Here is a 19,609-nt window from a genome sequence, read left to right as displayed (position 1 = left end):
AGTCGTGCGTTGTTCGCCCAGTATTTGGTTTGTCGTGTGTGAGAGTCTGACGCCTGGCTCTAGATTGTTGCGCAGTATTTACAAGGAGAGCTCATGACCGTCAGCACACCGTTATCCGGCGTCAACCAACCCTTCAGAGGGATCTTGCTGATTGTCCTGGCGACCTTTCTGTTTTCCAGCCATGACGCGCTGTCGAAATACCTCTCGGGTTTCTATCCGATCGTGATGGTGGTGTGGGCTCGGTATCTGGTGCACACCTTGCTGATGGCGGGGATCTTTCTGCCGCAGTCGGGGTTGCGGGTGCTGCGCACCAAGCGACCGTTGTGGCAGTTGGCGCGGGCATTGTGCCTGTTGGGCACCAGTCTGTTTTTCACCACCGCGCTGCTGTACATCCCGCTGGCCGAAGCCACGGCGGTCAACTTTCTCGCGCCGGTGTTGGTGACCGCGTTGTCGGTACCGTTGCTCAAGGAGCGGGTGACGCGCGGGCAGTGGATCGCGGTGATCTGCGGATTCATCGGCGTGCTGATCATCGTCCACCCGGGAGGCGAATTGTTCACCCCGGCAGTGCTATTGCCCTTCTGCTCGGCGCTGTTCTTCTGTTTCTATCAACTGCTCACGCGCAAGCTCAGCGAATTCGACAGCCCGACCACCAGCAACTTTTTCGCCGGCCTGTGCAACACGTTGGTGATGAGCGCGCTGGTGCCGTTCTTCTGGCAGGTGCCGAGCGTGGGGCATGGGGTGTTGATGCTGGCGCTGGGCACCTGCGGGATGACCGCGCACCTGTTTCTGACCCAGGCGTTCCGCCACGCCGCGCCGGCCTTGCTGGCGCCGTTTGGCTACTGCCAGATCGTGTTTGCGGGGTTGTTGGGCTGGGTGGTGTTCAAGCACACGCCGAGTCTTTTGACGGTGATCGGGATCGCGGTGATCTGCTGCAGTGGATTGGCGGCAGCGTGGCAGCAAAGCCGTCGCTGAAGAAACCGAGAACCCCTGTGGGAGCGGGCTTGCTCGCGAAGGCGGTTAATCAGTCAACATCAAAGTTGAATGTCAGTGCGTCTTCGCGAGCAAGCCCGCTCCCACAGGGGCGGGGTTACTCGGTGATCGTCGGAATCTTGCGCGGCGCCAGGAAGTACATCCACGCCAGTGCGATGAAGTACATCGCCGGAATCAGCGTGAACAGCACCGTGTAGTTGTTGTGGGTGACGGTCAGGATGTGGCCGACGATCTGGGTCATGAACATCCCGCCGATCGCTGCGCACATGCCGCCGAAACCGAACACCGTGCTCATCATGTGCTTGGGCGTGTAGTCCATCACCAGGCTCCAGATGTTCGCGGTCCAGGCCTGATGCGCGCCGATCGCCAGGGAAATTGCCGCCACCGCGACCCACAGATTGCTTGAACCGGCCGCCATCACCACGCCGATGATGCAGCAGGCAAACAGGAACATCGACAGCAGCCGTGCCTTGATCGGGTTCATCCCGCGGCCAATCATGAAGGACGACAGGATGCCGCCGCCGACACTGCCGAAGTCGGCCGTGACGTAGATGATGATCAGCGGAATGCCCATCTGGGTCACGTTGATGCCCAGGTTGTATTGCTGATTGAGAAACGGCGGCAGCCAGTACAGGTAGAACCAGAACACCGGCGCGGTCATCGAGTAGGCGAGGGCGAAGGCCCAGGTGCCACGCATGCGCAGGATGCGCGAGAACGGTACGCGGGCCTGCTCCGGTTCGACTTCCTGCTGGATGTAGTCGAGTTCGGATTTTTTCACGCTCGGATGGTCTTCCGGGTTGAAGTACTTCAGCCCCCAGAGCAGCAGCCAGATCCCGCCCAGTGCCGACATGCACAGGAACGCCGCCTGCCAGCCCCACACATGGAGGATCAGCGGCAGCAGCATCGGTGTGAACATCGCGCCAACGTTGGTGCCGGCGTTGAAGATGCCGGTGGCGACCGCACGTTCACCGGCCGGGAACCACAGGCGCGTGGTTTTCACGCAGGCCGGGTAGTTGGCCGCCTCGGTCAGGCCGAGGATGAACCGGCAGACCATGAAGCCGACGGCCGAGGTCGCCAGGCCGTGAGCGCCGGTGGCCAGGCTCCAGAGCAGTACCGCGCAGAAGAACACGCGCTTGACCCCGACCCGGTCGATCAGTCGCCCCTGCAGGACGAAGCCGATCGCGTAGCCCACCTGAAACCAGAAGTTGATGTTGGCGTAATCCATCGCCGTCCAGCTCATTTCCTTGGCGAGGATCGGCTGCATGACGCCCAGGGCGGCGCGGTCGATGTAGTTCAGGGTGGTGGCAAAAAACACCAGCGCCAGCATGCCCCAACGGGTCTTGCCGACGGCCATGGCGCCGCGGATCTTGTCGCCGATGCCACCCGTGGCAGTGCTCATGGCCGGAGCCATGTGGGAAGTCTGTGAAGGAATCATTGTTCCACCCGTTTTTGAATTTGTTATGTGGTGTTGTTTGCAAGGCACTGCGACCGAGCGTTCACGTCCGGACTCAATGTGCAGTCGATGTTGGGCAGTGGACGAAAAATCGTCAATTCGTCGAAACGCCTTAGTGTTCGATAATCGCACGCAAAACTAACCGGGTAGTACACTTTAAATTGCTGTGCGCAGTCATGCAGCCAATAATTTGCAGACGATAAAAACATCCCTGAATCAGAGCAGTGCAGACCGGGAGTTCAAGCATGCAGCGTTCCATTGCCACCGTTTCCCTGAGCGGCACCCTGCCGGAAAAGCTCGAAGCCATTGCCGCCGCCGGATTCGACGGCGTCGAGATCTTTGAAAACGATCTGCTGTATTACGACGGCAGCCCTCGGGAAATCAGGCAGATGTGTGCTGACCTGGGCATCGCGATCACTCTGTTCCAGCCGTTTCGTGACTTCGAAGGCTGCCGGCGCGAGCGTCTGGCGCGTAATCTGGAGCGGGCCGAGCGCAAGTTCGACTTGATGCAGGAACTGGGCACCGATCTGATTCTGGTGTGCAGCAACGCCTCTGCGGACTGCGTTGGCGACCGGCAGATCCTCGTCGATGACCTGCGCCTGCTGGCCGAGCATGCGGGCGCCCGCGGGCTGCGCATCGGCTATGAAGCGCTGGCCTGGGGCCGGCACGTCAATACCTATCAACAGGTCTGGGACATCGTGCGCCAGGCCGATCACCCGGCCCTCGGCGTGCTGCTCGACAGCTTTCACACCTTGTCGTTGAAAGGCGATCCGAGCGCGATTGCCGACATCCCCGGCGACAAGATCTTCTTCGTGCAAATGGCCGACGCGCCGATCCTCGCCATGGATGTGCTGGAGTGGAGCCGGCATTTTCGTTGCTTCCCCGGGCAGGGCGAATTCGATCTGCCGGGGTTCCTCGCGCCGATCATTCAGAGTGGTTACACCGGGCCGTTGTCGCTGGAGATCTTCAACGATGGTTTCCGCGCCGCGCCGCCACGGGCCAACGCCGCCGATGGTCTGCGTTCGCTGCTGTATCTGGAGGAGAAAACCCGCCAGCGCCTGGAGCAGCAGAGAGCACCGGTGAGCAACCGCGAAATCCTCTTCCAAACACCGAAGGCCAGTGAGTACAACGGGATCGAGTTTCTCGAGTTCGCCGTCGATGAAAGCCTGGGCGCCAAATTGACGAACTGGCTGGAACGCCTGGGTTTCGCCAAGGCCGGGCAGCACCGCTCCAAGAACGTGAGCCTGCTGCGTCAGGGCGATATCAACCTGATCCTCAACGCCGAACCGTATTCGTTCGGCCACAGTTTTTTCGAGGCCCATGGCCCGTCACTGTGCGCCACCGCCGTGCGGGTCAAGGACAGCGCCAGCGCGCTGGCCCGCGCGGTCGCTTACAAGGGCCAGCCCTATCGCGGACTGGTCGGCCCCAACGAACTGGAACTGGCCGCCGTACGCGCGCCGGACGGCAGTCTGATTTATCTGGTGGATGAGGCCGCGGACGTCTATGGCACGGACTTCAATCTGTTGCCGAGCGCTCAGGCTCGTGGCGGCCTCAAACGCATCGACCACATGGCCATGGCGTTGCCGGCCGACAGCCTCGACAGTTGGGTGCTGTTCTACAAGAGCCTGCTGGATTTCGAGGCCGACGATGAAGTGGTGCTGCCCGATCCTTACGGTCTGGTGAAGAGCCGTGCGTTGCGTAGCCGCGACAGTTCGATCCGTCTGCCGCTGAACATCTCGGAGAATCGCAATACCGCGATCTCTCATGCCCTGTCGAGTTATCGCGGCTCGGGTGTGCATCACATCGCCTTCGATTGTGAAGACATCTTCGCCGAAGTCAGTCGCGCCAAAGAAGCTGGTGTGCCGTTGTTGGATATCCCGCTCAACTATTATGACGACCTCGCTGCACGCTTCGATTTCGATGACGAGTTCCTCAGCGAACTGGCCTATTACAACGTGCTCTACGACCGTGATGCACAGGGCGGCGAGCTGTTCCATGTGTACACCGAGCCGTTCGAGGGACGTTTCTTCTTCGAGATCATCCAGCGCAAGAACGGTTACGCCGGTTACGGTGCGGCGAACGTCGCTGTGCGTCTGGCGGCAATGGCCAAATCACGCAGCGGTGCGGTGCGCCAGGCGAAGTTGTAGGAAATTCGTAAACGCGGGATTAAACACGGGCCACGTGGCTTCCTTCACTGTGCGACGCGGCCCATAATCGCCCACCTGTGCAGTGATGGCCGTGAGCCCGCAATGACAATGACATCAGAACTCCCCGCCGCTCCCGTCGTATCAGGCATCGAGCCGCGCAAGAGTCGCAAGAACAACCCGGAAAAGACCCGCGAGAACATCCTCCAGGAGGCGATCGTCGAGTTCGTCCAGCAGGGGTTGTCCGGCGCCCGCGTCGACGCGATCGCCGAGCGCATCCACACCTCCAAACGCATGATCTATTACTACTTCGGCAGTAAGGAGCAGTTGTACGTCGAGGTGCTGGAGAAACTCTACGGCGACATCCGCAGCACCGAAAACCGCCTGCACCTGGCGGAGTTGCCGCCGGTGGTGGCGATCCGGCGACTGGTGGAATTCACCTTCGATCACCACGACCGCAACGTCGATTTCGTGCGCATCGTCTGCATTGAAAATATCCACAACGCCGAGTTCGTGAAGCGTTCCGACGCGATCAAGGCGATGAACAACACCATCCTCGATTCGCTGGGCGAGATTTTGCGCCGTGGTGCCGAGGAGGGCGTCTTCCGTGCTGGCCTCGATGCGCTGGACGTGCACTTGCTGATCAGCTCGTTCTGCTTCTATCGCGTCTCGAACCGCCATACGTTCGGTGAGATCTTTCAGATCGACCTGCCGGACGAAACCATCAAGCAGCGCCATCGCGAGATGATCTGCGAGTCGGTGCTGCGCTACTTGCAGCCGTAACACTATCCAATGCGGGAGCGGGCTTGCGCGCGAAGGCGGCGTGTCAGCCGAAACATCTGGCGCCTGACACACCGCTTTCGCGAGCAAGCCCGCTCCCACAGGTTTTATATTGTTCTTCAGCCATTCATGCTTTGAAAATGCGTGAGCATTCGCTGCGTATCAGGCACCACGCCGCTGAACAGTTCAAACGCCTTCACCGCTTGAAACACCGCCATGTTGCCGCCGTCCAGCGTGCGGCAACCGAGGGCGCGGGCGTTGCGCAGCAGTTCGGTTTCCAGCGGAAAGTAAACAATCTCCGCGACCCACAATTCTTTGCGCAACAGTTCGATAGGCACCGGCATGCCCGGTAGTTTGGCCATGCCCATCGGCGTGGTGTTCACCAGGCCATCAGCCTTGTTCAGTGTGCCCGGCAGGTCTTGCCCGGCGACAGCGCGACCGAAGCCGAAATGCTGGTTGAGGTTGTTCGCCAGACTTTCGGCGCGCTCGCGGTCGACGTCGAAAATGCTCAGTTGCCGCACGCCCTCACTCAGCAGCGCGTGGGCAACTGCCGCACCTGCACCGCCGGCGCCCATCTGGACCACACGCTCTCGGGCAGCATCCTTGAAGCCGCGACGAAAGCCTTCGGCAAAGCCCAGGCAATCGGTGTTGTGGCCGATGCGTTTGCCGTCCTTGAGCACCACGGTATTGACCGCGCCGATGCCCCGGGCTTCCGGCGACAGTTCATCGAGCAGCGCGATGACTGCCTGCTTGCACGGAAAGGTGATGTTCAGGCCCGTGTAGTTCATCCGCTCCGCCGCCAGCAGCAAGTCGGGCAGGGCGTTGCTGTCCAGTTGCAACTGATCGAGGTCGATCAGGCGATACAGGTAGCGCAGACCTTGGGCGTCACCTTCATGCTCATGCAGTGACGGCGTGCGCGAAGCCTGAATGCCGGCGCCGATCAGTCCGGCCAGTATCACGTGCTTGCGGATCATGCTGCGCGCCCCTTCAGCCGTTGACTGAAATGTTCCAGGGCCAGGCGATAACCATGGCTGCCGAAGCCACATATCACTGCTGTGGCGATGGCCGAAACGAACGAGTGATGCCGGAACGGCTCGCGTGCATGGACGTTGGACAGGTGCACTTCGATCACCGGCAACTCACAGGCAACTAGCGCATCGCGGATCGCCACCGAGGTGTGCGTCCAGGCCGCCGGGTTGATCACGATGCCGGCACAGCGCCCGCGTGCCGCATGAATCCAGTCGAGCAATTCGCCTTCGTGATTGGTCTGGCGAAACTCCACCGCCAGGCCGAACTCCTCGGCCGCGCGACCGCATAGGGCAGAGATATCGGCCAGGGTTTCGTGACCGTAGGTCGCCGGTTCACGGGTGCCGAGCAGGTTCAGGTTCGGGCCGTTGAGCACCAGAACGATAGGGGGCATGGGGGGCAAACTCCACTTATTGTTGTTGGCTTGGGCCGAGGGTTTCAGCCTGCGGAGATAAAATGTACCAGATGGTTACCGTGGTCAAATGAAGTGCTTGAGCCTGGGAGTTTTGTGTTCGGTGATCGCACGCAAGCCATTTTTGTGGGCAGGGTTGTTCTAATTGTAACGACAGCTTTGCTTACGTTTTCCTTCGAATGTTTACCGACTCCTGACCCTCGCCAACGTTAGCCTGAGAGTGGTGAGAAGCAGCGCTTGTTGTGCAGCTCCGGTCGTCGGATTTGCTGTTTCGGTGAGCTTTGAAAAACCATCGCTGGTCATCCGTTTTGAAGACGGTAGCGGTGTGTTACTGCCGGTGAATCAGTATCCGGAGTTCGACGGGTTTGAGGCAGGCGACTATGAGGGACTGACAATCGGTTTCGCAGGCACCGTGCTTTGCCACGAGGGCAAAGACCTCGATGTTTCCATTGCGGGGATGATTTCGGCGAACCCGTCACTCATGAGGGTGGCGGCTTCTGTGGTTGCTTCGCGCAACGGTCGTCAAAGCAGTGCGGCAAAATCCGAAGCTGCACGAGCGAATGGCAAAAAGGGCGGGCGCCCCCGCAAAACCGATATCGCACCGTGACACCCACAAAAAAGCCGTCGATCACGACGGCTTTTTTGCATCCGGGAACCGGCAATCAACGCCGGGTCAGCAACACGCCTGACTCCATGTGATGCGTCCACGGGAACTGGTCGAACAGCGCGCAGCGGGTGATGCGGTGCGTGTCGTGCAGTTGGGCGATGTTGGCCGCCAGGGTTTCCGGGTTGCAGGAGATGTACAGGATGTTGTCGAAGCGTCGGGTGAGCTCGCAGGTGTCCGGGTCCATGCCGGCGCGCGGCGGGTCGACGAAGACGCTGCCGAACTCGTAGCTTTTCAGGTCGATGCCTTGCAGGCGACGGAACGGGCGCACTTCGTTGAGGGCTTCGGTCAGCTCTTCGGCGGAAAGGCGTACCAGCGTGACGTTATCCACAGCGTTTTCACTGAGGTTGCTCAGTGCTGCGTTGACCGAGGTCTTGCTGATTTCGGTGGCCAGCACTTTACGCACGCGAGTGGCGAGCGGCAGGGTGAAGTTGCCGTTGCCGCAGTACAACTCCAGCAGATCGTCAGTGCGATCGCCCAATGCTTCGTACGCCCAGTTCAACATCTTCTGGTTCACGGTGCCGTTAGGCTGGGTGAACGCACCTTCAGGCTGACGGTAGCTGAAAGTACGACCGCCGACTTCGAGCTTCTCGACCACGTAATCGAGGCCGAGCACTTCGCGTTTGCCCTTTGAGCGACCAATGACGCTGACATTGAGATCAGCGGCCAACTGGGTAGCGGCGGCATGCCAGTGTTCGTCCAGCGGACGGTGGTAGCACAGGGTGATCATCGCATCGCCGGCCAAAGTGGTCAGGAACTCCACCTGGAACAGCTTGTGGCTGAGCGCCGAACTGGCTTGCCACGCGGCCTTGAGTTGCGGCATCAACTGGTTGATGCGCAGGCTGGCAATCGGGAACTCTTCGATCAGGATCGGCGTGCGTTTGTCGTCCTGGGAGAACATCGCGTAGTGCCGTTCGCCGGCCTCGCGCCACAGGCGGAATTCGGCGCGCAGACGGAAGTTCTGCAGCGGCGAATCGAACACGCTTGGCTCGGGGGCATCGAACGGCGCCAACAGGTCACGCAAACGCGTGACCTTGGCTTCAAGTTGCTCGGCGTAAGCCTGGGAATCGAAAGTCATGCGTTGAACCAACCCAACTTGATCACGAACAGAATCGACAGAATCACCAGCGCCGGGTTCAGCTCACGGGCGCGGCCCGACAGCAGCTTGATCACGGTCCAGGAAATGAAGCCGAACGCGATGCCGTTGGCGATCGAGTAGGTAAACGGCATGGCCAGCGCGGTGACCACGACCGGCGCAGCGACGGTGATGTCTTCCCAGTCTATTTCCGCCAGGCCCGACGTCATCAGCACGGCGACGAACAGCAGGGCCGGTGCGGTGGCGAAGGCCGGAACACTGGCCGCCAGTGGCGAGAAGAACAGCGCCAACAGGAACAGCAACGCCACGACCACGGCCGTCAGACCGGTACGCCCGCCCGCGCTCACGCCGGCAGCGGATTCGATGTAGCTGGTGGTGGTCGAGGTGCCCAGCAGCGAACCGGCCATGGCCGCGGTGCTGTCAGCGATCAGTGCGCGACCCATTTTCGGCATGTGGCCATCTTTGCCCATCAGGCCGGCGCGCTTGGCAACGCCGATCAGGGTGCCGGAGTTGTCGAACAGGTCGACGAACAGAAAGGCGAAGATCACGCTGACCAGACCGATGTCCAGTGCGCCCTTGATGTCCAGTTGCATGAAGGTCGGGGCCAGCGAAGGTGGCATCGAGGTCACGCCGCCGAACGGAGTGAAGCCCATCACGATGGACACGATGGTTACCGCGAGAATGCCGATCAGCACCGCACCGCGCACTTTCAGGGCTTCGAGGGCAACAATCAGGGCGAAACCGAGGGTGGCGAGGATCGGAGCCGGGGCTTTCAGGTCACCGAGGCCGACCATGGTGGCCGGGTTGCTGACCACGATACCGGCGTTGTGCAGGGCGATCAGTGCCAGGAACAGGCCGATACCGGCGGCGATCGCCGAGCGCAGCGGCAGCGGGATGCTGTTGATGATCCATTCGCGGATGCGGAAGATCGACAGCAGGAAGAAGCACACCGCCGAGATGAACACCGCGCCCAGCGCCACTTGCCAGGTATGGCCCATGTGCAGGACCACGGTATAGGTAAAGAAGGCGTTCAGGCCCATGCCCGGTGCGAGGGCGATCGGGTAGTTGGCGATCAGGCCCATGATGGTCGAGCCGATGGCGGCTGCCAGACAGGTGGCGACGAACACCGCGCCCTTGTCCATGCCGGTCTCGCCGAGAATGCTCGGGTTGACGAACAGAATGTAGGCCATGGCCAGGAAAGTCGTGATACCCGCAAGAATCTCGGTACGCACGTTGGTGTTGTGTGCCTTGAGTTGAAACAGCCTTTCCAGCATGTCTGCTCCCCGTGGCGCGCGTGGCGCCGTGAATGTATCGACCTCAACAGCAAAGCACAGACCGTCGCAAGCGCCTGGAAAATTGTGGTGGGCCGGAAAAAGCCGCGCATCATACCAGTAGCGTGAGGAATATGGCGGTTGTTGGTGCCGAACGTCGTCGAAGTTTTGCCACAGGGGTAACTGCGCCATACTGCGCGCTGATTTTTTCGGGATGGACAACGCATGAGCAAGCGCGCGATGAAGGCTTTGGGTTTGATGGCGGTGCTGATGGCCGGGGCTCCTGCGGCGCAGGCCGCCTCGGCGGCGCCGTTGACGCAAGTGAAAGTCATCAAGGTCCAGTCGCCGGCCTGTGGCCTTGAAGACATTGGCGATGGACAGTCGCAGACTCAATGCAATCACGCCGGACCAAGCATCAAGGTGTACGTACTGGAAGTCGGCTATGGCCAGAACCAGCCGCACGCCACGCTGGACGGTTTCGAAGTGAATGGCACCCGGGCCCCAGTGTGTGCCTTCGATAACGGCAATCTGACCGAGTGCACGCCAGGCCGTAGCACCGTCGGTTCGCTGTATACCTTCGATCTGGCGGGCAAGCAGGAAGGCACTTTCACCTTCAGCAACACCTCGCTCAACGCCCCGCGCAACACGCTGTCGACCCAGCTTTACATCAAGTAACGGCTGTCACCGAACAGGGCAGGGCAAAGCTGACTACGCTTGAAAGATCACCCAGCGGATGGCGGCCATGACCTTTAGAGCCCTGATTACCCTCGCCGAGGGCATCGATGATCTGCAATGCGTGACCCTGATCGATGTGCTGCGCCGCGCCGGCGTCGAGGTGGTAGCGGCCAGCATCGAAGGCCGGCGCATGTTGACCTGCGCGCGCGGCACGCGCCTGACAGCAGACGGCATGCTGATCGACGTGCTGGCGCAGGCCTTCGACCTGATCGTCCTGCCCGGTGGCGCCATCGGCGCCCAACATCTGGCGGCGCATCAACCGCTGCAACAATTGCTCAAGGACCAGGCCAGCGCCGGACGCCTGTTCGCCGCCATCGCCGAGTCCCCGGCCATCGCCCTGCAAGCCTCAGGTGTATTACGCCAACGGCGCATGACCTGCCTGCCGGGTGCCAGCCATCAACTGTCAGGTTGTACATTTGTTGATCAACCAGTGGTGGTCGACGGCAATTGCATCACCGCCCAGGGTTCGGGCGACGCATTGGGGTTTGCCCTGACGTTGGTTGAGCAGCTTGGCGGCAAGGCGTTGCGGGCCAAGGTGGCGGGGGAGATGTTGGTTTGAAGGGATCAGGCGTGGACGACAATAGGCGGGTTGTGCATGGGCATGAGCCCGCCTCCTGTCGGTGATCGTCCACATAATTTGATTTCGCTGATGTGACTCAGACCTTCGCTTCTTCCACCGGCACATGCATCCGGTCGCGTTTGGCCAAGGTGGGGAACAGTTTGATCCACGTCCCGGTGACCACCAGTGTGCCGATCCCGCCCATCACCACCGCTGGCACGGTGCCGAACCAATGTGCGGTGAGGCCGGATTCGAATTCTCCCAACTGGTTCGAGGCGCCGATGAACAGGCCGTTCACCGCGCTGACCCGGCCGCGCATTTCGTCCGGGGTTTCCAGTTGGACGAAGGAGGCGCGGATCACCATGCTGATCATGTCCGCCGCACCCAGCACCACCAGCACCGCCAGCGAGAACCAGAACGAGGTCGAGAGGCCGAAGGCGATGGTTGCAACGCCGAACACACCGACGGCGGTGAACATCACTCGGCCGACATTGCGCTCTACCGCAAATCGCGCCAGAAACAGCGACATCCCCAGCGCGCCGACCGCCGGTGCCGAACGCAGCAGGCCCAGACCCCATGGGCCGGTGAGCAGGATGTCCTTGGCGAACACCGGCAGCAGCGCGGTGGCACCACCGAGCAGCACGGCGAACAGATCCAGCGAGATCGCCCCGAGGATATCCGGGCGGCTGCGGATGAAGCGAATCCCCGCCAACAGCGAGTCCAGTGTGGCTTTGCTTTTGTTCAGTGGGGTTTGCCGGGCGGGCAGGTTGAGCATCAATGTGCAAGCGATGACGTAGAGCAACACGGTCGGGCCATAGACCCAGACACTGCCGAACGCATAGAGCAAACCACCCATCGCCGGGGCGACGATGGTGGCCGACTGTTGCGCCGACTGCGCGGCGGCGACAGCCCGCGGGAACAACGCCGTTGGCACGATACTCGGCAACAGTGCCTGAGTGGTGGGCAACTCAAAGGAGCGTGCGCCGCCGAGCAGGAAGGCGAGGATGAAGATCATTTCCCGGGTGATGTGATCGGTGGCGCTGCCAATTGCCAGTGCCAGGGCGATCAACGCCTGCAACGACTGGCAGATGGCCGCGACCCGGCGCCGATCATAGCGGTCGGCGACATGCCCGGTGTGCAGCATGAACAGTACCCGTGGCGCGAACTCGACCAGACCGACCAGACCCAGGTCGAGTACGTTGCCGGTCAACTGATACAGATTCCAGCCGATCGCCACAGTGAGCATCTGAAAACCGCTGGCAGTAAAGATTCGTGCAAACCAGAACGCGAGAAACGGACGGTGGTGACGTAACAGCAGGGGCTCTTGGCTGGGCATCTGAAGGCAGGTCTGGCTCGAGGGGAATGGCGAGGTTATCACCAGTCTGTAACAGGAAGTTGCTATGACAAAAAATTTAGTTAGCCAAACATCTATCGTGCCCGGCACGCCTCATTTCGCTGTGGCGAGGGGATTTATCCCCGATCGGCTGCGCAGCAGTCGTAAAAAATCGACGAAGCGACCAGAAGACGCAGCCTGGAGGGATGCATCCAAGGACTGCTCCACAGCCCATCGGGGATAAATCCCCTCACCACAAGGGATCGCGCTGTCTCAGGGAATGTATTTCAGATCATTTCCCCAATCCTGAGGCAACTTGTCACGCGGCAAACGACCACGCGGTTCTTCGTCGGAAATGGGACTACTCTTTCAACGTTGCTTGATCCAGATCAAGACCCTCCCGGGCCATGGTCTGGTGGCCCGTTGGCCAGACTCCCTGCGTTGCGATGGCTGTTAAAAAAGAACGAATCAGAATTCGCCGCACTCCATATCCGTGGGGGCAGTAGGTACAGGGGCCACGAGCCCCAACGCCGGTATTACCTGACAGAGGAAGCCATATGTTCGGTTTAGAGGCACTCGATCTCGCCCGAATTCAGTTCGCGTTCACCATCTCGTTCCACATCCTGTTCCCGGCCATCACCATTGGTCTGGCGAGTTACCTGGCGGTGCTCGAAGGCTTGTGGCTGAAAACCCATAACGACACCTACCGAGACCTCTACCACTTCTGGTCGAAGATCTTCGCCGTCAATTTCGGCATGGGTGTGGTGTCAGGGTTGGTCATGGCCTACCAGTTCGGCACCAACTGGAGCCGCTTCTCGGACTTCGCCGGTTCCGTCACCGGGCCGTTGCTGACCTACGAGGTGCTCACGGCCTTCTTCCTCGAGGCCGGTTTCCTCGGAGTGATGCTGTTCGGCTGGAACAAGGTCGGGCGCGGCCTGCACTTCTTCGCCACGGTAATGGTGGCCATTGGCACGCTGATCTCGACGTTCTGGATTCTCGCCTCCAACAGCTGGATGCAGACGCCGCAAGGCTTCGAAATCATCAACGGCCAGGTGATCCCGACCGATTGGCTGGCAATCATCTTCAACCCGTCGTTCCCGTATCGACTGATGCACATGGCGACCGCTGCGTTCGTTGCCACGGCCTTCTTCGTCGGCTCGTCGGCGGCCTGGCACCTGCTGCGCGGCAAGGACAACCCGGCGATCCGCACCATGCTGTCGATGGCGATGTGGATGGCGCTGATCGTCGCGCCGATCCAGGCGGTGATCGGTGACTTCCATGGCCTCAACACCCTCAAGCATCAGCCGGCGAAAATCGCTGCGATCGAAGGTCACTGGGAAAACGTCGGCAACGAAGCGACGCCGTTGATCCTGTTCGGCTGGCCGGACATGAAAGAGGAGAAAACCAAGTTCGCCGTGGAGATCCCGTATCTCGGCAGCCTGATCCTGACTCACTCGCTGGACAAGCAGGTGCCGGCGCTCAAGGAGTTCCCGCCTGAAGACCGGCCGAATTCGACCATTGTGTTCTGGTCGTTCCGGATCATGGTCGGCCTCGGTTTCCTGATGATCTTCACCGGTCTGTGGAGCCTGTGGCTGCGCAAGCGCGATTCGCTCTACACCTCACGGCCGTTCCTGTACCTGGCGCTGTGGATGGGGCCGTCCGGCCTGATCGCGATCCTCGCCGGCTGGTTCACCACCGAGATCGGTCGTCAGCCGTGGGTGGTCTACGGGCTGATGCGCACGGCGGATGCGTCCTCCAACCACAGCTTCATGCAGATGAGCATCACCCTGATCATGTTCGTCGTGGTGTATTTCGCGCTATTCGGTGCAGGTCTGGGCTACATGATGCGTCTGGTGCGCAAAGGGCCGAAAACCGATGAGGGCAAGGAAACCAACGACGGTGGTCCCGGCCAGAAACGCACGCCGGCCCGGCCGATGTCCGCTGCCGACGACGACGGCGCCGATGCAGACCATCGCCCCAGCCTGACCAAGGAGATTTGAATCATGGGTATTGATCTTCCGCTGATCTGGGCCGTGATCATCATCTTCGGCATCATGATGTACGTGGTCATGGACGGCTTCGACCTGGGGATCGGGATTCTCTTCCCGTTCATCCCGGGCAAGACCGACCGAGATGTGATGATGAACACCGTCGCCCCCGTGTGGGACGGCAATGAAACCTGGCTGGTACTGGGCGGCGCAGCGTTGTTCGGCGCGTTCCCGCTGGCCTATTCGGTGGTGCTCTCGGCGCTGTACCTGCCGCTGATCTTCATGCTGATCGGCCTGATTTTCCGTGGTGTGGCGTTCGAGTTTCGCTTCAAGGCCAAGGACGACAAGCGTCACCTGTGGGACAAGGCGTTCATCGGTGGTTCGGTGGCGGCGACGTTCTTCCAGGGCGTGGCACTGGGGGCGTTCATTGACGGCTTGCCGGTGGTCAATCGGCAATACGCCGGCGGCTCACTGGACTGGCTGACGCCGTTCACGATGTTCTGCGGGGCTGCGTTGGTAGTGGCTTACGCCTTGCTCGGCTGCACCTGGCTGATCATGAAGACCGAAGGCAAGCTGCAAGAGCAGATGCACAATCTGGCGCGACCGCTGGCGTTCGTGCTGTTGGCAGTGATCGGCATCGTCAGTCTGTGGACGCCGCTGGCGCACCCGGAAATCGCCACGCGCTGGTTCAGCACACCGAATCTGTTCTGGTTCATGCCGGTGCCGATTCTGGTGCTGGTCACGATGTATGGCTTGATCCGCGCGGTGGCGCGCAATGCCAACTACATGCCGTTCCTGTTGACCCTGGTGCTGATTTTCCTCGGCTACAGCGGTCTGGGCATCAGCCTGTGGCCGAACATCGTGCCGCCGTCGATCTCGATCTGGGACGCCGCCGCACCACCGCAGAGCCAGGGCTTCATGCTGGTGGGTACGCTGTTCATCATCCCGTTTATTCTGGGTTACACCTTCTGGAGCTATTACGTGTTCCGCGGCAAGGTCACTCATGAGGACGGTTACCACTGATCTGCGCTCTGCTCACCCAGTGTGAGCGAGCCTGCCCGCGATGGTGTCGTCAGTGACGCCATCGCCTGACGGAGGAACGATGCAATGAGCGGCAAACATTCCCTGCACGAGATTGAAGAGGCCGAAAAAAAGCCGCTGTGGCAGCGGCTCGGCTGGTTGGCCCTGATCTGGATCGGTAGCGTCGGCGCGCTGTTCATTGCGGCCAGCTTGATGCGCATGTTCATGAACGCGGCCGGACTGACCACGCACTGATACATCCCGTCCCGTTGCCCTTGGGCACGGATTTATGACCCTCTGTACCGCGGAGGGTTTTTTTTGCCTGGCGTTTACTTGCGCGCCTTGAGAATCACGAATTTAGGGGTTGCCGCCACTTGCTCGACGCCACGGAACAGCCGAGCCAGTTTGCTGTGATAACCCAGGTGACGGTTGCCGACAATGTAGAGCGCACCGCCCACCACCAGCGCCTCACGCGCCTGCTGGAACATGCGCCAGGCGAGGAAGTCGCCGACCACCTGCTGTTGATGGAACGGCGGGTTGCACAGCACCACGTCCAGCGATTGCGGCTCTTGCCCGGCCAGACCATCACCGGCACGCACGATCACCTCGCGTTCGCCGAGCGCAGCGTGCCAGTTTTCAGCGGCCGATTGCACGGCCATGAACGATTCGTCGACCAGCGTGTATTGCGCATCAGGGTTCTGCAGGGCACTGGCGATGGCCAACACGCCGTTGCCACAACCGAGGTCGGCGACGCGAGCGCTGCCAAGGTTCTTCGGCAGATGCGGGATAAAGGCTCGGGTGCCGATATCCAGCCCTTCGCGGCAGAATACGTTGGCGTGGTTGAGCAACTCGATGGCTGGCTCGTCGAGCCGGTAGCGTGAAGGATAGGGCGAGGTCGCCGCGGCTTTGGCCTCGGGCGTGGCGATCAGCAGGCGGGCCTTCTTGATTGCCAGCGAAGCCTGTACCGGGCCAATGTAACGCTCCAGCAGGTCGCCGGCTGCACGTGGCAGATGCTTGACCATGGCTGCCGCCACCACTTCGGCACCGGGCGCCAGTTGCCCTTGCAGGCGAATCAGTTGTTCTTCCAGCAACGCGAGGGTCTTGGGCACTCGAATAAGCACTCGGTCAAACGGACCGACCAACGGTTCACTGGCTGCAATGCCGCGCACCGCATCGAATGCCAGGCCATTGCGCACCAGATTCTTTTCCAGTGCCTGGAACGCCAGAAACGAATCGCCACTGCTGCTGACCTGAACCTTGCCTGCCAGACTTGCTGCCAACGCCCCAAAGCTGTCGTTGAGTACCAACACCCGGGTGTCTGCCGCCGGTTGCTGCGTGGCCAGGTGATTGAGCAGGTATTCGTCGGCCGCATCGAATGCTTGCAGCGGTTCATTCTGCTGTTCGGGCTGGCGGATCAGGTCGAGTTGGGCGAAGGGCGTGTCGAGCAAAGGCATGATGCGGGAACTCTGGTTAATCAACGGGTGGCCCGCAGCCCGGAGTGTTGCGCAGCGGAACCGTCCGAGTGGAATACGACGTTTGATGTCATCACTCAGGAAGGTCGCAAATGGTACGTTTTTTTACGTCGAAATACTTGCAGCTTTTACGGGTTGGGCGCGTCGAGAAGACCGCAGCGGCTGGCGGCAATGACGGCGGAAATCTTGTTGCAGACGTTCAATTTGAGGATCACGTTTTGCACGTGGTAATTCACGGTCCGTTCGCTCAGACAGAGGATCCTGGCAATTTCATAGGCCGTTTTGCCGAGTGCCGAGAGTTTCAGCACTTCCAGTTCGCGCGGTGAGAGGTGCGGGTGTTCGGGCTTTTTTGGCGGTTTGGGCAGGGTTTTGGCGAATAGATCACTCAGATGGCTGGTGGCGTAGAACATGTAGCCAAAATGCTCGTACAACTCGAGCGGAGTCAGTGCGCCATTTTTTCTGGCGAGACTGAGTATGCTGCACAATCCGGTGGCTTCATGGTGGAAAGACTGGGACCAGCCATGTCTCAATCCATGCACCTGTTGAGCGTCCCACAGCAGTGGGGTTGGCGAAAACAGTTCTTCGGTCCAGACAATGGGCAGCATGGAGCGATTGCAATGGGTGACTACTGGATCAACTTTTCTGTAGCTTTCATTTTCGTAGAGTTGGTTCCACTCTTTGGGGTAGTTGTTGATTTGCAAGATTTTAAAGTCGGCGTTCCGATTGTTTGATGTCAATGAGATAGCACAAAAATTGAAACCAATGTTTTGGGCAAATCGTAACAATATCGGATAAGCAGTCTCTATTTCTCTTGCGAAAGTCAGTTGCTTTAATTGCGACTCCTTCCACATTTCCATCACAAACGCTCCATGAGTCGTTATGGGGGTGCAGGTTTGGATCCAAAGGATCCTGCACGGAGCCGAGTGTAGGACATGTCTTACAATGGGCGTTGAATTTTTTTGCTATTTTGAGCGGAGTTTGGTTGTAAGAAAGTAATTAGCCCGCAACAAAGCATTGTATTTAAGGTGACATGCAAATTTAGTTGGAAATGTGAGTGTGTTGTCATTAGTTGTATCTGGTGTTCTTTCTCATTTGCTTTGCTCAATGAAAAGACATTACAAAAGCAGTGGTGTTTTATGGTGCCGGTTTGCGCGAAACTGGCTGGGTCCTTTCAGTGGAGTGGCCCATGACTGTCAGCGCAGAGAAATTTACCACCCAGACCTTGCTCGACGTGCAGCCCTTGACCCCCAGCCTGTTTACCCTGCGTACCACCCGTGACGCCGGTTTTCGATTCCGCGCGGGGCAGTTCGCCCGCCTGGGTGTCACCAAAACCGATGGAAGCACGGTGTGGCGTGCCTATTCGATGGTCTCGTCACCGTTTGACGAATTTCTGGAATTCTTCTCTATCGTGGTGCCCGGGGGCGAATTCACCAGTGAACTAAGCCGTTTGCAGACGGGCGATACTTTGCTGGTGGATCGCCAGGCCTTTGGCTACCTGACGCTGGATCGTTTTGTCGATGGCCGGGATCTGTGGCTGTTATCCACAGGGACCGGAGTCGCACCGTTTCTGTCGATCCTGCAGGACTTCGAAGTGTGGGAAAAGTTTGAGCGAATCATCCTGGTGTACAGCGTGCGTGAAGCGCGGGAGCTGGCCTATCAATCGCTGATCGCCGAACTGGCCCAGCGTGATTACCTGGCAGAACACGCCCATAAACTGCAATTCATCCCTACGGTTACCCGCGAACATGCTCCTGGTGCGTTGCACGGGCGTATCACCGACCTGATCGAAAGCGGCGAACTGGAACGCGTCGCGGGCGTGGAACTGACCGCAGAGCATTCGCGCGTCATGCTCTGCGGCAATCCACAGATGATCGATGACACCCGGGCATTGTTGAAAAAACGCCACATGAGCCTGAGTCTCACGCGGCGGCCGGGGCAGGTGGCGGTGGAAAACTACTGGTAGAAAAACGGCGCCATCAGGCGCCGTTTTCATTTATGCAGCCGTCAAGGCCGGTTGTTCTGGGCTTTGAGCAGATCACGGATCTCGCCGAGCAACTCTTCTTCCTTGGTCGGAACCGGTGGCAGGGAAGGGGCCACGGCTTCTTCGCGTTTCAGGCGGTTGATGGCTTTGACACCCATGAAAATCGCGAAAGCGACGATCACGAAGTCCAGAATGCTCTGGATGAATTTGCCGTAAGCCATGACCACTGCGGGGGCGCTGCCCTCGGCGGCTTTTAGCGTGATGGCCAGATCACTGAAGTCCACCCCACCGATCAGCAGGCCGATTGGCGGCATGATCACGTCACCGACAAACGACGAAACGATTTTGCCGAAGGCGGCACCGATGATGATACCGACGGCCATGTCGACCACATTGCCTTTGACCGCGAAGGCCTTGAACTCACTTAGCACGCCCATAGGTTATTTCCTTGTTACAGATGAGGTTGGTGTACGCAGTGTAAATCAGCAAAACGCGTCCTGCGCGAAACACCTTCTTACAATGCCCGTTTTTATCGACACATGAATCGACGATTAGTTTGCAAAGTGCCACTAATCGCGCGCGAAATACGCCGTAACTCGCTGATCGGGAAGCCAAAATTTTCAATCGTCGAGTTACGAACTTTCTATTTATGTTCGCGGATATAGCGCTCTAGCCTCTGTTTGGC

General features: G+C 59.7%; 19 protein-coding genes. 10 read left to right on the top strand and 9 right to left on the bottom strand.

The window, feature by feature from the left end; translation table 11 throughout:
- Positions 1-93: 93 nt before the first annotated feature.
- A complete protein-coding gene (locus AC0J41_RS22575; protein ID WP_473013651.1) occupies positions 94-972 on the top strand; it encodes a DMT family transporter in 879 nt (292 codons plus the stop codon).
- A 115-nt stretch (positions 973-1,087) separates the two neighbouring features.
- On the opposite strand, the gene AC0J41_RS22570 is transcribed toward AC0J41_RS22575, so the two are convergent.
- Positions 1,088-2,401: an MFS transporter gene (locus AC0J41_RS22570; protein ID WP_371262549.1), complete on the bottom strand. Its 1,314-nt coding sequence runs from the start codon at positions 2,399-2,401 to the stop codon at positions 1,088-1,090.
- Between the two features lie 287 nt (positions 2,402-2,688).
- Between AC0J41_RS22570 and quiC the strand changes: the two genes are divergently transcribed.
- Both quiC and AC0J41_RS22560 read left to right on the top strand, forming a co-directional pair.
- Positions 2,689-4,590, top strand: coding sequence for a 3-dehydroshikimate dehydratase QuiC (gene quiC / locus AC0J41_RS22565; RefSeq protein ID WP_473013650.1), 1,902 nt, complete (start codon positions 2,689-2,691; stop codon positions 4,588-4,590).
- A gap of 102 nt (positions 4,591-4,692) precedes the next feature.
- Positions 4,693-5,370: a TetR/AcrR family transcriptional regulator gene (locus AC0J41_RS22560; protein WP_025108742.1), complete on the top strand. Its 678-nt coding sequence runs from the start codon at positions 4,693-4,695 to the stop codon at positions 5,368-5,370.
- 116 nt (positions 5,371-5,486) lie between these two features.
- On the opposite strand, the gene AC0J41_RS22555 is transcribed toward AC0J41_RS22560, so the two are convergent.
- Together AC0J41_RS22555 and aroQ are read right to left on the bottom strand one after the other, a co-directional pair.
- Positions 5,487-6,341: a shikimate dehydrogenase gene (locus AC0J41_RS22555; RefSeq protein ID WP_473013649.1), complete on the bottom strand. Its 855-nt coding sequence runs from the start codon at positions 6,339-6,341 to the stop codon at positions 5,487-5,489.
- Positions 6,338-6,787, bottom strand: a complete 450-nt coding sequence (gene aroQ, locus AC0J41_RS22550) for a type II 3-dehydroquinate dehydratase (RefSeq protein ID WP_473013648.1) — start codon at positions 6,785-6,787, stop codon at positions 6,338-6,340. The genes AC0J41_RS22555 and aroQ overlap by 4 nt, the downstream gene beginning before the upstream one ends.
- 232 nt (positions 6,788-7,019) lie before the next feature.
- Here aroQ and AC0J41_RS22545 point away from each other — a divergent pair, with 232 nt between their 5' ends.
- The gene (locus AC0J41_RS22545; RefSeq protein WP_473016032.1) at positions 7,020-7,412 is read left to right on the top strand and encodes a DUF2442 domain-containing protein; all 393 of its coding nucleotides are present in this window, start codon (positions 7,020-7,022) and stop codon (positions 7,410-7,412) included.
- Between the two features lie 55 nt (positions 7,413-7,467).
- On the opposite strand, the gene trmA is transcribed toward AC0J41_RS22545, so the two are convergent.
- On the bottom strand, positions 7,468-8,547 hold the full coding sequence (gene trmA, locus AC0J41_RS22540; RefSeq protein WP_025108747.1) for a tRNA (uridine(54)-C5)-methyltransferase TrmA: 1,080 nt from the start codon (positions 8,545-8,547) through the stop codon (positions 7,468-7,470).
- Positions 8,544-9,839, bottom strand: a complete 1,296-nt coding sequence (locus AC0J41_RS22535) for an NCS2 family permease (RefSeq protein WP_473013647.1) — start codon at positions 9,837-9,839, stop codon at positions 8,544-8,546. The genes trmA and AC0J41_RS22535 overlap by 4 nt, the downstream gene beginning before the upstream one ends.
- A 222-nt stretch (positions 9,840-10,061) precedes the next feature.
- On the opposite strand from AC0J41_RS22535, the gene AC0J41_RS22530 reads away from it, so the two are divergent.
- Positions 10,062-10,511 (top strand): DUF4879 domain-containing protein, encoded by a 450-nt coding sequence (locus AC0J41_RS22530; protein ID WP_473013646.1) that lies wholly within the window; start codon positions 10,062-10,064, stop codon positions 10,509-10,511.
- 67 nt (positions 10,512-10,578) lie between these two features.
- The gene (locus tag AC0J41_RS22525) at positions 10,579-11,130 is read left to right on the top strand and encodes a DJ-1 family glyoxalase III (RefSeq protein ID WP_025108750.1); all 552 of its coding nucleotides are present in this window, start codon (positions 10,579-10,581) and stop codon (positions 11,128-11,130) included.
- A 97-nt stretch (positions 11,131-11,227) separates the two neighbouring features.
- Here AC0J41_RS22525 and AC0J41_RS22520 read toward each other — a convergent pair whose 3' ends face one another.
- Complete coding sequence (locus tag AC0J41_RS22520) at positions 11,228-12,466, bottom strand: MFS transporter (RefSeq protein ID WP_473013645.1); 1,239 nt, start codon at positions 12,464-12,466, stop codon at positions 11,228-11,230.
- 554 nt (positions 12,467-13,020) lie between these two features.
- Between AC0J41_RS22520 and AC0J41_RS22515 the strand changes: the two genes are divergently transcribed.
- The 3 genes from AC0J41_RS22515 to AC0J41_RS22505 all read left to right on the top strand — a co-directional run bounded on the left by AC0J41_RS22515 (position 13,021) and on the right by AC0J41_RS22505 (position 15,726).
- Positions 13,021-14,463 carry a cytochrome ubiquinol oxidase subunit I gene (locus tag AC0J41_RS22515; protein ID WP_473013644.1) on the top strand — a complete coding sequence of 481 codons (1,443 nt, stop codon included), beginning with the start codon at positions 13,021-13,023 and terminating at the stop codon, positions 14,461-14,463.
- A gap of 3 nt (positions 14,464-14,466) precedes the next feature.
- Positions 14,467-15,474, top strand: a complete 1,008-nt coding sequence (gene cydB / locus AC0J41_RS22510; RefSeq protein WP_025108753.1) for a cytochrome d ubiquinol oxidase subunit II — start codon at positions 14,467-14,469, stop codon at positions 15,472-15,474.
- Between the two features lie 84 nt (positions 15,475-15,558).
- Positions 15,559-15,726 (top strand): DUF2474 domain-containing protein, encoded by a 168-nt coding sequence (locus AC0J41_RS22505; protein ID WP_473013643.1) that lies wholly within the window; start codon positions 15,559-15,561, stop codon positions 15,724-15,726.
- 74 nt (positions 15,727-15,800) lie between these two features.
- On the opposite strand, the gene AC0J41_RS22500 is transcribed toward AC0J41_RS22505, so the two are convergent.
- Both AC0J41_RS22500 and AC0J41_RS22495 read right to left on the bottom strand, forming a co-directional pair.
- Positions 15,801-16,925, bottom strand: a complete 1,125-nt coding sequence (locus tag AC0J41_RS22500; protein ID WP_473013642.1) for a methyltransferase — start codon at positions 16,923-16,925, stop codon at positions 15,801-15,803.
- A 146-nt stretch (positions 16,926-17,071) separates the two neighbouring features.
- The gene (locus tag AC0J41_RS22495; protein ID WP_025108755.1) at positions 17,072-17,800 is read right to left on the bottom strand and encodes an autoinducer binding domain-containing protein; all 729 of its coding nucleotides are present in this window, start codon (positions 17,798-17,800) and stop codon (positions 17,072-17,074) included.
- A 329-nt stretch (positions 17,801-18,129) separates the two neighbouring features.
- Here AC0J41_RS22495 and AC0J41_RS22490 point away from each other — a divergent pair, with 329 nt between their 5' ends.
- The gene (locus AC0J41_RS22490) at positions 18,130-18,906 is read left to right on the top strand and encodes a ferredoxin--NADP reductase (protein WP_473013641.1); all 777 of its coding nucleotides are present in this window, start codon (positions 18,130-18,132) and stop codon (positions 18,904-18,906) included.
- A 41-nt stretch (positions 18,907-18,947) separates the two neighbouring features.
- Here the strand turns inward: AC0J41_RS22490 and mscL are convergent, their stop codons facing one another.
- Positions 18,948-19,361, bottom strand: coding sequence for a large-conductance mechanosensitive channel protein MscL (gene mscL, locus AC0J41_RS22485; RefSeq protein ID WP_025108757.1), 414 nt, complete (start codon positions 19,359-19,361; stop codon positions 18,948-18,950).
- Between the last annotated feature and the right edge of the window lie 248 nt (positions 19,362-19,609).

It is taken from the genome of Pseudomonas sp. Arb-4-2C, from assembly GCF_055755015.1.
This window is presented reverse-complemented; position numbering and strand designations above follow the sequence as displayed.